This window comes from Streptomyces sp. WAC06614 (assembly GCF_003949795.1).
In the GTDB taxonomy this organism is placed as follows: Bacteria; Actinomycetota; Actinomycetes; order Streptomycetales; family Streptomycetaceae; genus Streptomyces.
Genome location: NZ_RPRY01000175.1, coordinates 1 through 15,396 on the forward strand (window position 1 = coordinate 1; position 15,396 = coordinate 15,396).

The following is a 15,396-nucleotide window of genomic DNA, read 5'->3' on the forward strand; positions in this document are numbered from 1 at the left end:
GGCCGGAGCGGTGAGTCCGTCCCAGCCGTCCGCGCCGTGAGCTCCGCACCCCCTCCCCCGTCCGGCATCCCCGTGACGGTCGTCGGCATCGGCGCGGACGGCTGGGACGGACTCACCGCTCCGGCCCGGGACGCCCTCACCGAGGCGGAGGTGCTGATCGGCGGCCCCCGGCAGCTCGCCATGCTGCCCGCGGCCGCCTGTACGGGCGAACGGGTGGCCTGGCCGAGCCCGTTGCGGCCGGCCGTGCCGCGCCTGCTGGCCGCCCACGCGGGCCGACGGATCGCCGTGCTCGCCAGTGGCGACCCGATGTTCTACGGCATCGGCCGCGCCCTGTCCCAGGAGGCCGGCCCGGCGGCCCTGCGGGTGCTGCCGCACCCCTCCTCGGTGTCGTACGCCTGTGCCCGGCTGGGCTGGCCGCTGGAGGAGACCGAGGTCGTCACGGTGGTCGGCCGGCCCGTGGCCCGCCTGGCCGCGGCGCTGCACGAGGGACGCAAGGTGCTGGTGCTCAGCGCCGGGGCCGACTCGCCCCGCGAGATCGCCGCACTGCTGCGCGAACGGGGCTTCGGGGCCAGCCGGATGCGGGTGCTGGAGCAGCTCGGCTCGGCGGCCGAACGGTCCTGCGAGGGCACGGCCGAGACCTGGGCGCACCCGGCCGGTGACCCGTTGAACGTGGTCGCCGTCGCATGCCGGCGCAGCCTGGGCGCCCTGCGGCTGGGCGCCACGCCCGGCCTGCCCGACGCCGCGTACGAGAGCGACGGGCAGCTCACCAAGCGGCACGTGCGCGCCGCGACGCTCGCCGCGCTCGCGCCCGCGCCGGGCGAACTGCTGTGGGACATCGGCGGCGGCGCCGGTTCCATCGGCATCGAGTGGATGCGCACCCACCCGTCGTGCCGGGCGGTGACCGTGGAGCGGGTGCCGGTGCGGGCCGAGCGGATCGTCCGCAACGCCGCCGTGCTCGGCGTCCCGGGGCTGCGCGTGGTGACGGGCGCCGCGCCGGAGGCGCTGGCCGGACTGCCGGTGCCCGACGCGGTGTTCATCGGCGGCGGGCTGACCGCGCCCGGCCTGCTGGACGCGGTCTGGGCGGCGCTGCCGGCCGGCGGCAGGCTGGTGGCCAACACCGTCACCCTGGAATCGGAGGCCCTGCTCGCCCGCTGGTACGGGGCGCACGGCGGTGAGCTGGTGAAGCTGGCCGTGGCGCACGCGGTGCCGGTCGGCGGGTTCACGGGCTGGCGGCAGGCGATGCCGGTCACGCAGTGGTCGGTCACCAAGGAAGGCAGCTGAGACATGACCGTGTACTTCATCGGAGCGGGCCCCGGCGCCGCCGACCTGATCACGGTGCGCGGCGCGCGCGTGCTGGCCGCCAGTCCGGTGTGCCTGTACGCGGGCAGCCTGGTCCCGCCGGAGCTGCTGGCCGAATGCCCCGAGGGGGCCCGGCTGGTGGACACCTCGCGGCTGGACCTGGACCAGATCCTCGCGGAGATCACGGCCGCGCACGCGGCCGGGCTCGACGTGGCCCGGCTGCACTCGGGCGACCCGTCGATCTTCAGCGCGGTCGCGGAGCAGATGCGGCGCCTGGACGCCGCGGGGATCCCGTACGAAGTGGTGCCCGGGGTCCCGGCGTTCGCCGCGGCGGCGGCCTCGCTCAAGCGGGAGCTGACCGTGCCGACCGTCGGCCAGACGGTCATCCTGACCCGGATCGCCCAGCAGGCCACGCCGATGCCGGAGGGCGAGGACCTGGCCACGCTGGGGCGCAGCGGCGCGCTGCTGGTGCTGCACCTGGCGACGCGGTACGTCGAGCGGGTGGTGGCGGAGCTGCTGCCGCACTACGGGGCGGACTGCCCGGCCGCGGTGGTGGCGATGGCCAGCCGCCCCGACGAGCTGATCCTGCGCGGCACGCTGGCGGACATCGCCGAACAGGTCACGCGGCACGGCCTGGTGCGGACGGCGGTGATCGTGGTGGGCCGCACGCTGGCGGCCGAGGAGTTCCGCGACAGCCACCTGTACTCGCCGGAGCGCGACCGGCATGTCTGCTGAGGCCGTCCCCGGCGCGGCCGGCGGCCCCGCGCCTGCGCAGACGCCGGGCCGGGCGCCCCACGTGCTGGTCCTGGGCGGCACCACCGAGGCCCGGCGGCTGGCCGAGGCGCTGGACGGGGGCCCGTACCGGGTCACCACCTCCCTGGCGGGCCGGGTCGCGGCCCCGGCCCTGCCCCCGGGCGGGATCCGGATCGGCGGCTTCGGCGGGCCGGCGGGCCTCGCGGCGTGGATCGCCGGGCACGGGGTCACCCGTCTCGTGGACGCCACGCACCCCTTCGCGCGCCGCATGAGCTTCCACGCCGCCGAGGCGGCCGCCGCGACGGGCGTACCGCTGCTGGCGCTGCGCCGGCCCGCCTGGGAGCCCGTACCGGGCGACGTCTGGCACCGCGTACCCGACCTGGCGGCCGCGGCGCAGGCCCTGCCGGACCTGGGGAGCCGGGCGTTCCTGACCACCGGCCGCACGGGCCTGGCCGCGTTCGCGCACCTGGACCGCACGTGGTTCCTGGTGCGCTCGGTGGACCCGCCGCAGCCGCCGGTACCGGCGCGGACGCACGTCCTGCTGGCGCGGGGCCCGTTCACCCTGGCCGACGAACGCGACCTGCTGCGCACCCACCGCATCGACGTCCTGGTCACCAAGGACAGCGGCGGCTCGGCCACCTCCCCCAAACTGACCGCCGCCCGCGAGACCGGCATCCCGGTCCTCATGGTCACCCGCCCCCCGACCCCCACCCACGTCCCGGAGGCGCCTACGGTGGCCCGGGCCCTGGACTGGCTGGCGGGGGCGGTGTCCTAGGCCTTGGCGTACATCGCCAGGACGTCCTGCGCCTGTTCGTAGCGACCCCGCAGATCAGCGCGCCGGGGGATCTCGATGTCCCTCGCCCAGACCAGCAGCCACGTCCGGATCGGGGTGAGCGATCTCGTTTCCCCTGCTCCGCCCCGCCGTACTGCGATCGAGGCGACCGGGTAGGAGCGCCGGATTCGGCCGTACCACGACCACGACCCTGAGGACGGCGAGACCCCGACTGCCCCGGCCGCGCCCGGTCGGTGGCGTTCGCCGCTCAGCTCGGTGCTGAGCGGCGGGGCCTACGCCTCCGGGTACCTCCGCGGGGTCCAGGTCACCGTGGTGCCGTCGGCGCGGGCGGTGACCTGGGTCTGGGAGGAGCCGATCAGCAGGAGCGTGCGCATGTCGACCTCGTCCGGCTCCAAGGTGGCCAGGGTCAGGATGCGGACGGACTGCTCGGGGCCGCCGACGTCCCGGGCCACGACCACCGGGGTCTGCGGCGGGCGCAGCTCCAGCAGCAGCTCCTTGGCCCGGGCCACCTGCCAGGTGCGGCTGCGCGAGCCCGGGTTGTACAGGGCGAGGACCAGGTCGGCCGAGGCCGCGGCGCGCAGGCGTTCGGCGATGACCTCCCAGGGCTTGAGCCGGTCGGACAGGGAGAGGGTGGCGTAGTCGTGGCCCAGCGGGGCGCCCGCTGCGGCGGCCGCGGCGTTGGCGGCCGTCACGCCCGGCAGCACCCGTACCGGCACCTCCTTGTACGCGTCCTGCCCGGCCACCTCCAGCACGGCCGTGGCCATCGCGAACACGCCCGGGTCGCCGCCGGACACCACGGCCACGCGCTTGCCGCGCCGGGCCAGGTCCAGGGCGAACTCCGCCCGTTCGGACTCGACCTTGTTGTCGGAGCCGTGCCGCACCTGCCCGGGCCGGACGGGTACGCGGTCCAGGTAGGTCGTGTAGCCCACCAGCACCTCGGCGTCGGCCAGGGCCCGCCGGGTCTCGGGGGTCAGCCACAGCGGTCCGGCCGGGCCGGTGCCGACGACCACGACCTCGCCCGGGCCGGACGGCCTGGCCCCGGGGTTGCCGACCCGGCTGGGGACGACCGCCACCGAGAAGTACGGCACCGAGCCGGGGTCGACGTCCGCCAGGTGCCCGGTGCGTTCACCGGCCATGGTGGCCCGTTCCACGTAGCGCGCCTCGGCGAGCCGGCCGGAGCCGGCCAGGGCCTCGCGCACGGCCGGGAAGGTGCGGCCGAGCTTCATCACGACCGCCGAGTCGGTCGCGGCCAGCCGGGCGGTGAGCTCCTCCTGCGGCAGGGTGCCGGGCAGGATCGTCAGCACCTCCTCGCCCTCGACCAGCGGCGTCTGGAGCCGGGCCGCGGCGGCGCTCACCGAGGTGACACCGGGCACGACCTCGGTCTCGTAGCGGTCGGCGAGCCGCTTGTGCATGTGCATGTACGAGCCGTAGAAGAGCGGGTCGCCCTCGGCGAGGACGGCCACGGTGCGCCCGGCGTCCAGGTGGACGGCGAGCCGGGCGGCGGACTCCTCGTAGAACTCCTCCATGGCGCCCTGGTAGCCGCCCGGGTGGTCGGTGGTCCCGGTGGTGACTGGGTAGACCAGAGGCTCCTCGATGTGGTCGGCGCGCAGGTGCCGTTCGGCGATCGAGCGGGCTATCGACCGGCCGTGCCGGGCACTGTGGTACGCGATCACATCGGCCTCGGCGATGACCTCGACGGCCCGCAGCGTCATCAGCGAGGGGTCGCCCGGGCCGAGTCCGACCCCGTACAGACGCCCCTTCGCCCTCTCGTCCGTCCCCTCGCCGGTGGCGCGGTCGTGGATGGCCCGGTCGCTCATGGCCTCGCTCATTCTTCCTCGCTCGCAATGGCGTTGACGGCCGCGGCCGCGATGGCGCTGCCGCCCCGGCGGCCGCGCACGATCAGGTGGTCCAGGCCCGACGGGTGGGCGGCGAGGGCGTCCTTGGACTCGGCGGCGCCGATGAATCCGACGGGCACACCGATGACGGCGGCCGGGCGCGGCGCGCCCTCCTCGATCATCTCCAGCAGCCGGAACAGCGCGGTGGGCGCGTTGCCGACGGCGACGACGGCGTTCTCCAGCAGACCGCGGTCCCGCCACAGTTCGAGTGCGGCGGCGCTGCGGGTGGTGCCCATCCGGGCGGCGAGCGCCGGGACTTCGGGGTCGGAGAGGGTGCACAGCACCGGGTTGTCGGCGGGCAGCCGCTTGCGGGTGACCCCGCTGGCGACCATCTGGACGTCGCACAGGATCGGCGCACCGGCGTGCAGTGCGGCCCGGGCGCGCAGCACGACCTCGTCCGTGTAGCCGAGATCCTGGGGCAGGTCGGTCATGCCGCACGCGTGGATCATGCGGACGGCGACCTGGGCCACCGAGGCGGGCAGGCCGGAGAGGTCCGCCTCGGCGCGGATCGTGGCAAAGGACTGGCGGTAGATGGCCGCGCCGTCCTTCTCGTAGTCGAACACGGTGGAGTCGCTCATCTTTCTGCTGGGGCGTGGTTCCGGGCGGTGGCGAGGGACGTCGCCAGGTCGGGTCCGGGCGGCACCGGCCGCCCGTGGACGGAGAGTTCGTAGCCGCCGCCGGTGGCGAGGACGTCCACCCAGGCGGTGCCGCGGGGGTGCCCGCAGCGGCGCTCGCAGCCGGACCAGTGCACGGGCAGCGGCCCGGGCGAGGCGTCCGCGACGGCTGCCGCGTCGGCGCGTACGTCGGCCAGGGACTTGGCGCAACCGGGCCGTCCGGTACAGGCGGTGACGCCCTCCCAGGGGCTTCCGGGGTCCAGGACCAGGCCCGCGGCGCGGATCCGGTCGGCGCCGTTGACCGGCCGGCGGGCGCTCGCCCGGGGCAGCACGACGCCGCGCCACGGCGTCAGGCGCAGCGTGCCCGCGCCGCGGCCGGCGACCTGGGTGAGGACCTGCCACTGCGCGACGCCGAGCCGGCCCAGCGGTACGAGGACGTACAGGTGCTCGATGGAGCGGGAGCCGGCGCCCCAGGGCCGGGGCGGTGGCGCGTAGGGCCGGCGCACCTCGGGCACGCGGGCCGCGGGGATCCCGGCCGTGCGCAGACGTTCGGCCAGTTCCGCGGCGTCCGGGGCGTGCGCGGCGGGCAGCTCGGCGACCCGCCAGGCCCGGGTGCCGACCGCGGCCGCGGCGTCCAGGAAGGACCGGGCGGCGTGCAGGGCGGCGGGGACCGCGTCGGCGGCGGGCACCTCGACGGCGTCGGCGGCGCTCCCGAGCAGCACCAGGGCCCGGTCCTCGGGGCGGGCGAGGACGGTCACGTCGGGGTCGAGGGCGGCGACGTCGCCGCGGCCGTCGTCGAGGGCGAACAGGAAGCGGCCCGACAGGGCGGTCGCCCACGGGCTCGCGCACAGCAGCCGGTCCAGCTCGCCCACCCAGGGCGTCACGTCGGCGTGCCCGGCACCGCCGGAGGCGTCGGTTCCGCCGGGCGTGGCGGATCCGGGGAGTCCGGACAGGCCCGACAGCGGGCTGGCGACGATGTTGCGGACCCGCTCGTGGCCCGGCGCCGGGATCAGCCCGGCCGGTCCCAGGAGTTCGGCCAGCCGCGCGCCGCAGTCGTCGTCGAGGCCGCGCAGCTGCACGTTGCCGCGGGAGGTCAGTTCCAGGTGTCCGTCGCCGAACCGCTCGGCGGCGAGCCCGAGGACGGCGGCCTGCCGGACGTCGAGCAGCCCGCCGGGGACCCGGATCCGCGCCAGGTGGCCGTCGTCGGCCGCGTGCAGGCGCAGCGCTCCGGGGCAGGCGTCGCCACGGTCCCGTACGACGCGGGCGTCGCCGGGCGCGTCGTCGGGCGCGCTGGAGGGGGGCGGGGGCATGGCGGCGAGCATACCCACGATTCGGGCCGCCCCGGCTGTGGCCGTCACCACCCCGTGTGCCCCCGGACCTGCCCGAACCCCGCCTCCCGGACGGGCGCGGCGGCGCATAGGATGCACCCCGGCGGGCCGCTTGGCCCGTCGTCGCCAGGACGGCGACAGGGGAGGAAGCCCGGTGAGACTCCGGCGCGGTCCCGCCACTGTGAGTCCGCCCCGCCGGGGCCGGGCGAGTCAGGAACTCCCGCCGTCCGCTCTGCCCGGGGCGCGGAAACCCCGAGGAAGGCCTGCGTCCGCATGATCCTGCTGCTGTCGACGTCCGACACCGATCTGCTCAGCGCCCGTGCCGCCGACGGCCCGGTCCCCTACCGTTTCGCGAACCCGTCCCGACTGCCGCTGGACGACCTTCCCGGGCTGCTGGACGGCGTCGAGCTGGTCGTCGTCCGTCTCCTCGGCGGGCTGCGGGCGTGGCAGGACGGGCTGGACGTGCTGCTGGCCCCCGGGCAGACCCGGCCGGTGGTGGTCCTCACCGGTGAACAGGCCCCGGACGCGCAGCTGATGGAGGCCTCCACCGTGCCGATCGGCCTCGCGGCCGAGGCGCACGCCTACCTCGCGCACGGCGGCCCGGCCAACCTGGAGCAGCTGGCCCGGTTCCTGTCCGACACCGTGCTGCTGACCGGTCACGGCTTCGAGCCGCCGGCCGCCGCCCCGACCTGGGGGCCGCTGGAGCGGGAGCCGGCGTCCGCGGCCGGCCCGCGGATCGCGGTGCTCTACTACCGCGCCCACCAGATGAGCGGAAACACCGCCTTCGTGCACGCCCTCTCCGACGCGATCGAGGATGCCGGCGGTGTCCCGGTCCCGCTGTACGTGTCCTCGCTGCGCTCCCCCGAGCCGGAGCTGCTCCAGGAGCTGGGCGGGGTCGACGCGATCGTCACCACCGTGCTGGCGGCCGGTGGCACCCGGCCCGCGGAGGCCTCGGCGGGCGGGGACGACGAGTCCTGGGACGCGGGCGCGCTGGCCGCGCTCGACGTGCCGATCCTGCAGGCGCTGTGCCTGACGGGGCCGCGCAGCAGCTGGGAGGAGAACGACGAGGGCCTCTCGCCGCTGGACGCCGCCAGCCAGGTCGCCGTACCGGAGTTCGACGGCCGGCTGATCACCGTGCCGTTCTCGTTCAAGGAGATCGACGCCGACGGGCTGCCGTCCTACGTGGCCGACCCCGAGCGGGCCGCCCGGGTCGCGGGGATCGCCGTACGCCACGCCCGGCTGCGGCACACCGCGAACGCGGACAAGCGGATCGCACTGGTGCTGTCGGCGTACCCGACCAAGCACTCCCGGATCGGCAACGCGGTCGGTCTGGACACCCCGGCCTCCGCGGTCGCGCTGCTGCGCCGGCTGATCGCCGAGGGCTACGACTTCGGTCCGGTGGAGGAGATCCCGGGCCTGGTCTCGGGCGACGGCGACGAGCTGATCCGCGCGCTGATCGAGGCGGGCGGCCACGACCAGGCCTGGCTCACCGAGGAGCAGATGGCCCGCAACCCCGTGCGGATCCCGGCCGCCGACTACCGGCGCTGGTACGGCGACCTGCCCGCCGAGCTGCGCGCGCAGGTCGAGGAGCACTGGGGTCCGGCGCCGGGCGAGATGTTCGTGGACCGCACCCACAACCCCGAGGGCGACATCGTCCTGGCGGCGCTGCGCCGCGGCAACCTGCTGATCCTCATCCAGCCGCCGCGCGGCTTCGGCGAGAACCCGATCGCCATCTACCACGACCCGGACCTGCCGCCGTCGCACCACTACCTGGCCGCGTACCGCTGGATCCAGGCGGCCGCCGAGGACGGCGGGTTCGGCGCGGACGCGATGGTGCACCTGGGCAAGCACGGCAACCTGGAGTGGCTGCCGGGCAAGAACGCGGGCCTGTCCGCGGCCTGCGCCCCCGACGCGGCCCTGGGCGACCTGCCCCTGGTCTACCCGTTCCTGGTCAACGACCCGGGCGAGGGCACCCAGGCCAAGCGCCGGGTGCACGCCACGCTGGTCGACCACCTGGTGCCGCCGATGGCCCGTGCCGACTCGTACGGGGACATCGCGCGCCTGGAGCAGCACCTGGACGAGTACGCGCAGATCTCCTCGATGGACCCGGCCAAGCTGCCGGCGATCCGGGCGCAGATCTGGACCCTGATCCAGGCCGCGAAGCTGGACCACGACCTGGGTCTGGAGGAGCGGCCGGACGACGACGGCTTCGACGACTTCCTGCTGCACGTCGACGGCTGGCTGTGCGAGGTCAAGGACGCCCAGATCCGCGACGGCCTGCACGTGCTGGGCGGCGCCCCGGCCGGGACGGACCGGGTCAACCTGGTGCTGGCGATCCTGCGGGCCCGTCAGATCTGGGGCGGCACCACGGCCCTGCCGGGCCTGCGCGAGGCGCTGGGCCTGGACGAGTCCAAGGCCACCCGGACCGCGGCCGACGAGGCCGAGGGCACCGCCCGCGCGCTGGTCGAGGCGATGGAGGCGGCCGGCTGGGACCCGGCGGCGGTGGACACGGTGGCCGCGGAGCACGGGCGGCCGGTGCGGGACGTGCTGGCCTTCGCCGCCCGCGAGGTGGTGCCGCGGCTGGCCGCGACGGTGGACGAGCTGGACCACGCGGTGCACGCGCTGAACGGCGGTTTCGTCCCGGCCGGTCCGTCCGGTTCGCCGCTGCGCGGTCTGGTCAACGTGCTGCCGACGGGCCGCAACTTCTACTCGGTCGACCCCAAGGCGGTGCCCTCACGGCTGGCCTGGGAGACCGGTCAGGCGCTGGCCGACTCGCTGCTGGAGCGCTACCGCGGCGACAACGGGGAGTGGCCGGCCTCGGTGGGCCTGTCCCTGTGGGGGACGAGTGCCATGCGCACCGCGGGCGACGACGTGGCGGAGGCGCTGGCGCTGCTGGGCGTGCGCCCGGTGTGGGACGAGGCCTCGCGCCGGGTCACCGGCCTGGAGGCGGTCCCGCTCGCGGAGCTGGGCCGGCCGCGCATCGACGTGACCCTGCGCATCTCGGGCTTCTTCCGGGACGCCTTCCCGCACGTGATCGGCCTGCTGGACGACGCGGTGCGGCTGGCGGCCTCGCTGGAGGAGCCGCACGAGCAGAACTACGTCCGGGCGCACGCGCAGGCGGACCTGGCCGAGCACGGGGACGAGCGGCGGGCGACCACCCGGATCTTCGGCTCGCGCCCGGGCACGTACGGCGCGGGTCTGCTCCAGCTGATCGACAGCCGGGACTGGCGGACCGACGCCGACCTGGCGGAGGTCTACACGGTGTGGGGCGGCTACGCGTACGGCCGCGGCCTGGAGGGCCGGCCGGCCCGCGCCGAGATGGAGTCGGCGTACAAGCGGATCACGGTGGCGGCGAAGAACACCGACACCCGCGAGCACGACATCGCCGACTCCGACGACTACTTCCAGTACCACGGCGGCATGGTGGCCACCGTCCGCGCGCTGCGGGGCACCGCCCCCGAGGCGTACATCGGTGACTCCACCCGCCCGGAGACGGTCCGCACGCGCACGCTGGTGGAGGAGACCTCACGGGTCTTCCGGGCCCGGGTGGTCAACCCCAAGTGGATCGAGGCGATGCGCCGCCACGGCTACAAGGGCGCGTTCGAGCTTGCCGCGACGGTGGACTACCTCTTCGGGTACGACGCCACGACCGGGGTGATCGCCGACTGGATGTACGACAAGCTCACCCAGACCTATGTGCTGGACCCGGAGAACCAGGCCTTCCTGAAGGAGGCCAACCCGTGGGCCCTGCACGGCATCGCCGAGCGGCTGCTGGAGGCGGAGTCGCGCGGGCTGTGGGAGAAGCCGGACCCGCAGGTGCTGGAGGCGCTGCGCCAGGTGTACCTGGACACCGAGGGCGACCTGGAGGGTGAGGCGGAGTAGTCCGCCGCCAGCCGAGGAGTCCTCCGCGACCCGAGCAGTCCTGCGCAACCCCTGGAGTGCGCGGGGGCGCGCGGGAGCACGCACCGTCGGTGCCCGGCCCACCCGGACCGTGGGCCGGGCACCAACTGTTTCCTGCCTGCCTCGGGTATGACGCTATACCCATCGGACAATCGGAACGTATCCGACACGCTGTCAGCAGCCGCCACCTTGGCCGGAACTCGACCGCAATCCCTCACACGGGGGTGCCCACCCCGGTCGGGTGGTTCGAACGCCGGATCACGGCGCGGTGGCCGTGCCGCGTCCGGGCCGCCACCCCGTCCCCGTAAACCCGTTCGACCCTTCGCTCCCGGTCGGCCGTGACGGCGCTCTGAACAGCCACGTTCTTCCCGGCGTCATGCACCGACGCGTCACCTCGGGAGGAAGCGTGCAAGCCCTGCATGTCCATGTGGTGTTCGATCCGGGTCCGGGCGGAGGTGGCCGCGCATGAGGCTCCTGAAGCGGCCCCGGCCCGCCGACACCCGCGTCTCCGACAGCGAACGGCAGCTCTTCGGCGGTCCTCTGCGCTACGACGCCGGCTGGGCCCACCACGAGTACGCCGTGCTGGAGAACCGGCTGCTGACCACCCTGCGGTCCATGCCCCGGATGGTCGGCGGCACCGTCCGCCTCGCCTGGGAGGCCGACCGGCGGGCCCTGCTCACCGTCGCCGTCACCGAGGCCGGCCAGGGCGTGGCCTCGGCGGTGGGCCTGCTGGTGGTGAACGCGGCCCTGGGCGCCCTGCTCGCCGACGGCGCCCCGGCCGACCGGCTGCACCGGGCCCTGCCCGCCCTGGTGCTCGGCGCGCTGGTCGCCGTCCTCGGCGCGGTCTGCGCCTCGTGGTCCACGGCGGCCGCCGGCCGGCTGGAGCCCAAGGTGGAACGGGCCGCCACCGAGCGGTACCTGCGCGGCGCGGTCCGGGTCGAGCTGGAGGCCGTCGAGGACGGGGAGTTCCGGCGGCTGCTGGACAGCGCCCAGTGGGGGCCGCCGTCCGCCCGGCGCACCATCGGGGCCTGCGTGGCCACCCTCAACGGGCTGGTCTCGCTGGTGGCGGTGGGTGGGGTGCTCGCCGTGCTGCACCCGGTGCTGCTGCCGATGCTGGCGCTGATCGCCGCCCCGCGCGGCTGGGGCGCCATGCGGGTGGCGCAGCGCCGCTACGTGTCGGTGATGTCCTGGGTGGAGCACGCCCGGGCCGCCCGGATGCTCGGCCAGCTGCTGATCTCCCGTACCTCCGCCGCCGAGGTGCGCGTCCACGGCGTCGGCGGGTATCTGCTCGGCCACTACCGCAAGATGGCCGAGCACGCCGAGACCGAGGCCACCCGGCTGGCCCGCGACAAGGCGGGCACGGAGCTGCTGGCCGCGGCCCTGTCCGGGGCCGCCGCCCTGGTCACGTACGGGGCGCTGGGCGCGCTGATCGTCTCGGGCCGGATGGAGCTGGCCGTCGCGGGCACGGCCGTGATCGCGGTGCGCACCGGTTCCGCGGGGCTGGGGGCGCTGGTGGCCACCACCAACACCCTGCACGAGGAGTCCTTGTACGTCCGGGACCTGGAGCGGTTCGTGGCGGAGGCCGCGCGGCGCGAGATCCCCTCGGGCGGGCGGCCGCTGCCCGAGCCGCTGGGCACCGTCCGGCTGCGCGACGTCTGCTTCCGCTACCCGGACCGGGACGCCCCCGCCCTGACCGGGGTGTCGCTGGCGGTGTCGGCGGGGCAGGTGGTGGCGCTCGTCGGGGAGAACGGCTCGGGAAAGTCCACCCTGGTCAAGCTGCTGGCCGGGCTGCACCTGCCCGACAGCGGGTCGCTGACCTGGGACGGGGTGGAGGTGAGGGAGGCGGACCGGGAAGCGGTGTTCGACCGGGTGGCCCTGCTCACCCAGGACTTCGAGCGCTGGCCGGTGACCGCGCGCACCAACATCGCCATGGGCCGCCCCGACGACGGGTCACCGCAACGGGCCGTGGAGCGGGCCGCCGACGTGGTCGCGGCCGCCCGGTACGCGGGCGCGGACCAGGTCGTGGCCCAGCTCCCGAACGGCTACGAGACCCTGCTCGCACGGATGTTCCGGGGCGCCTCGGAACTCTCCGGCGGCCAGTGGCAGAAGATCGGCCTGGCCCGTACCCGCTACCGCGACGCCCGGGTCGTGGTCGTGGACGAGCCGACCTCCGCGCTCGACCCGCAGGCCGAGATCGCGGCGTTCGACAGCATCCGCGCCCTGGCCGGACCGCAGCGGGCCGTGGTCCTGGTCACCCACCGGATGTCCGGGGTCCGGCACGCCGATGTGATCTACGTGCTCCACGAGGGCCGGGTCGTCGAACAGGGCGGCCACGACGAGCTGGTGGCGCGGGGCGGCCGGTACGCGGCGATGTTCCGGATGCAGGCCGAACAGTACGCCGCGCAGCCGGCACCGACAGGGGCCGCGGACGCCGTCACGGACGCCGTTATCCCCCGGCAGGGCTCCGCGCCGAGGAAGGGCGACACCATCACCTGAAGCGGTGAAATCCCCCTTGTCCGACGGGAATCGGGGGTAGTGCCCTGCTGATCTCGTGCGGGGGTCCGGACACCACCGGGCCCCCGCACCCGAGCGAGAAGGGCCTTGCCTGCCGTGACGCAGCCGTTTCACCTGCCGGACTTCTACGTGCCGTACCCGGCGCGCCTGAACCCCCATCTGGAGGCGGCGCGGGTCCACAGCACCGCGTGGGCCCGGGGCCTGGGCATGCTGGAGGGGTCCGGCGTCTGGGAGCAGAGCGACCTGGAGGCGCACGACTACGCCCTGCTGTGCTCCTGGACGCACCCCGACTGCGACGGCGACGCGCTCGACCTGGTCACCGACTGGTACGTGTGGGTCTTCTTCTTCGACGACCACTTCCTGGAGGTCTTCAAGCGCACCCAGGACACCGCGGGCGCCCAGGCCTACCTGGACCGGCTGGCGGCATTCATGCCGATGGACCTCGCCGACGGGTTCCCCGAGCCCACCAACCCCGTCGAGGCGGGCCTGAAGGACCTGTGGCTGCGGACCGTACCGGCCATGTCCGCCGGCTGGCGGGAACGATTCTCCGAGAGCACCCGCAACCTGCTCGACGAGTCGATGTGGGAACTGCGCAACATCCGCACCGGCCGGGTGGCCAACCCGCTGGAGTACATCGAGATGCGCCGCAAGGTCGGCGGCGCCCCCTGGTCCGCGGGCCTGGTCGAGTACGTGGCGGCGGAGGTGCCCGCCCGGGTCGCCCGCACGCGTCCGCTGCAGGTGCTGCGCGACGCGTTCGCGGACGCGGTCCACATCCGCAACGACCTCTTCTCCTACCAGCGCGAGGTCGAGGACGAGGGCGAACTGTCCAACGCCGTGCTGGTGCTGGAGACCTTCCTGGGCTGCACCACCCAGGAGGCCGCCGATCTCGCGGGCGACCTGCTGACCTCCCGGCTGCACCAGTTCGAGCACACCGCGCTGGCCGAGGTCCCGGCGCTGGCCGCCGAGCACCGGCTCACCCCGGACGAGCTCGCGGCGGTCCTCGCGTACGCCAAGGGGCTCCAGGACTGGCAGTCCGGCGGCCACGAATGGCACCTGCGGTCCAGCCGGTACATGAACGAGCGGGCCCGGGGCACCTCCTCGGTCGTCCTGCCGTTCCTGCCCGCCGGGCCGGGGACCGCGGCCCTCGACGTACGGTCGGTGTGCGAGCCGCGCGCCGCCGCGCTGCGCCGGCGCAGCTTCACGCACGTGCCGCACCGGCGGGTGGGCCCCTCGCTGCTGCCCGAGTTCGACCTCCCCTTCGCCCTGCGCCTGAGCCCGCACCTGGACCGGGCCCGCAGCGACGTGCTGACCTGGTGCCGGGAGTCGGGGCTGCTGGAGCCGCAGCCCGGCGATCCGGGCTCCGGCATCTGGGACGCCCGCAAGGCGATCGGCTTCGACTTCGCCCTGTGCGCGGCAGGCATCGCCCCGGACGCCTCGGCCGCCGAAGTCGCCCTCGGTGCGCAGTGGCTGGCCTGGGGGACGTACGCCGACGACTGGTTCACGCGGGTCTGCGGCACGACCGGGTCCCCGGCCGCAGCCCGGGCGACCGCGGCCCGGCTGGCCTCGATGGTCCCGGTCGACCCGGCGGCCGCCGCAGAGCCGGCCACCGTGCTGGAGAGCAGCCTGCGGGAGCTGTGGGCGCGCACGGTCGCCCCGATGGGCGAGCCCGTGCGCGCGGAGTTCCGGGCCGCGCTCACCGGGATGATCGACGCCTGGGTCTGGGAGGCCGACAACGCCGCCGCGCACCGGATCCCCGACCCGGTCGACTACGCCGAAATGCGCCGGTGGACCTTCGGCGGCCCGCTGACGATGTTCCTGACCCGGCTCGGCCACGCGGGCACCGGCCTGCCGCCGCACCTGCACCGGCACGGGGTGGTCCGCTCGCTGGAGAACGCGGCCACGGACGTCGGCTGCCTGATCAACGACCTGTTCTCGTACCAGAAGGAGATCGAGGTCGAGGGCGAGGTGCACAACCACGTCCTGGTCACGCAGAACTTCTTCGACATCGACCACCCCGCGGCCGCGCCGATCGTCGCGGACCTGCTGGTGCAGCGCACGCACGAGTTCGTGCACGTCCGCGACCACCACCTGCCGGTGCTCCAGGCCGACCCCGGCCTGTCCCCGGCCGACGGGCAGGCCCTCGACGGGTACGTCCGGGAGCTGGAGGACTGGATGGCGGGCGTCCTGCACTGGCACCGGCACACCCATCGCTACCGCGACGAGGACCTGTACCCCCGCCCGCCATCCAGTCCTCCAGCTCCCGGACGTACCCGTCGAGGGCCTGCCCGTCGGCCGGGGAC

9 protein-coding genes and 1 riboswitch are annotated in these 15,396 nt (G+C 75.2%); of the genes, 6 read left to right on the forward strand and 3 right to left on the reverse strand.

Features of this window, described 5'->3' with window-relative positions:
* Window positions 1-36 precede the first annotated feature (36 nt).
* The 3 genes from cbiE to EF918_RS22185 are packed head-to-tail and all read left to right on the forward strand — an operon-like array spanning window position 37 to window position 2,827.
* Window positions 37-1,281 (forward strand): precorrin-6y C5,15-methyltransferase (decarboxylating) subunit CbiE, encoded by a 1,245-nt coding sequence (gene cbiE / locus EF918_RS22175; protein ID WP_125649492.1) that lies wholly within the window; start codon window positions 37-39, stop codon window positions 1,279-1,281.
* A gap of 3 nt (window positions 1,282-1,284) precedes the next feature.
* Window positions 1,285-2,034 (forward strand): precorrin-4 C(11)-methyltransferase, encoded by a 750-nt coding sequence (gene cobM, locus EF918_RS22180; RefSeq protein ID WP_125649495.1) that lies wholly within the window; start codon window positions 1,285-1,287, stop codon window positions 2,032-2,034.
* Window positions 2,024-2,827, forward strand: coding sequence for a cobalt-precorrin-6A reductase (locus EF918_RS22185; protein WP_125649498.1), 804 nt, complete (start codon window positions 2,024-2,026; stop codon window positions 2,825-2,827). Before cobM ends, EF918_RS22185 begins: the two co-directional genes overlap by 11 nt.
* A 290-nt stretch (window positions 2,828-3,117) precedes the next feature.
* Here EF918_RS22185 and EF918_RS22190 read toward each other — a convergent pair whose 3' ends face one another.
* From EF918_RS22190 to EF918_RS22200, 3 genes are read right to left on the reverse strand one after another with little or no spacing between them, the layout of a single operon-like run.
* A complete protein-coding gene (locus tag EF918_RS22190; RefSeq protein WP_125649513.1) occupies window positions 3,118-4,662 on the reverse strand; it encodes a precorrin-2 C(20)-methyltransferase in 1,545 nt (514 codons plus the stop codon).
* 8 nt (window positions 4,663-4,670) lie between these two features.
* Entirely contained in the window at window positions 4,671-5,318 is a 648-nt protein-coding gene (locus EF918_RS22195) for a precorrin-8X methylmutase (protein ID WP_125649501.1), read from the reverse strand.
* Entirely contained in the window at window positions 5,315-6,664 is a 1,350-nt protein-coding gene (locus EF918_RS22200) for a cobalamin biosynthesis protein CobG (RefSeq protein ID WP_260610491.1), read from the reverse strand. Before EF918_RS22200 ends, EF918_RS22195 begins: the two co-directional genes overlap by 4 nt.
* A 161-nt stretch (window positions 6,665-6,825) precedes the next feature.
* Window positions 6,826-6,902, forward strand: a riboswitch (cobalamin riboswitch).
* 53 nt (window positions 6,903-6,955) lie between these two features.
* On the opposite strand from EF918_RS22200, the gene cobN reads away from it, so the two are divergent.
* From cobN to EF918_RS37140, 3 genes are all read left to right on the forward strand, one after another.
* Window positions 6,956-10,564: a cobaltochelatase subunit CobN gene (gene cobN / locus EF918_RS22205; RefSeq protein ID WP_125649507.1), complete on the forward strand. Its 3,609-nt coding sequence runs from the start codon at window positions 6,956-6,958 to the stop codon at window positions 10,562-10,564.
* A gap of 483 nt (window positions 10,565-11,047) precedes the next feature.
* Window positions 11,048-13,078, forward strand: a complete 2,031-nt coding sequence (locus tag EF918_RS22210) for an ABC transporter ATP-binding protein (protein ID WP_125649510.1) — start codon at window positions 11,048-11,050, stop codon at window positions 13,076-13,078.
* A 114-nt stretch (window positions 13,079-13,192) separates the two neighbouring features.
* The coding region (locus EF918_RS37140; protein WP_185921857.1) for a germacradienol/geosmin synthase at window positions 13,193-15,396 on the forward strand (2,204 nt) is incomplete at its 3' end.

Excerpts from the sequence above, each read along its gene's own strand:
- cobM (WP_125649495.1), top strand. The coding sequence starts at position 1,285 with ATGACCGTGTACTTCATCGGAGCGGGCCCCGGCGCCGCCGACCTGATC.
- EF918_RS22185 (WP_125649498.1), top strand. The coding sequence starts at position 2,024 with ATGTCTGCTGAGGCCGTCCCCGGCGCGGCCGGCGGCCCCGCGCCTGCG.
- EF918_RS22190 (WP_125649513.1), bottom strand. The coding sequence starts at position 4,662 with ATGAGCGACCGGGCCATCCACGACCGCGCCACCGGCGAGGGGACGGAC.
- EF918_RS22195 (WP_125649501.1), bottom strand. The coding sequence starts at position 5,318 with ATGAGCGACTCCACCGTGTTCGACTACGAGAAGGACGGCGCGGCCATC.
- EF918_RS22200 (WP_260610491.1), bottom strand. The coding sequence starts at position 6,664 with ATGCCCCCGCCCCCCTCCAGCGCGCCCGACGACGCGCCCGGCGACGCC.
- cobN (WP_125649507.1), top strand. The coding sequence starts at position 6,956 with ATGATCCTGCTGCTGTCGACGTCCGACACCGATCTGCTCAGCGCCCGT.
- EF918_RS22210 (WP_125649510.1), top strand. The coding sequence starts at position 11,048 with ATGAGGCTCCTGAAGCGGCCCCGGCCCGCCGACACCCGCGTCTCCGAC.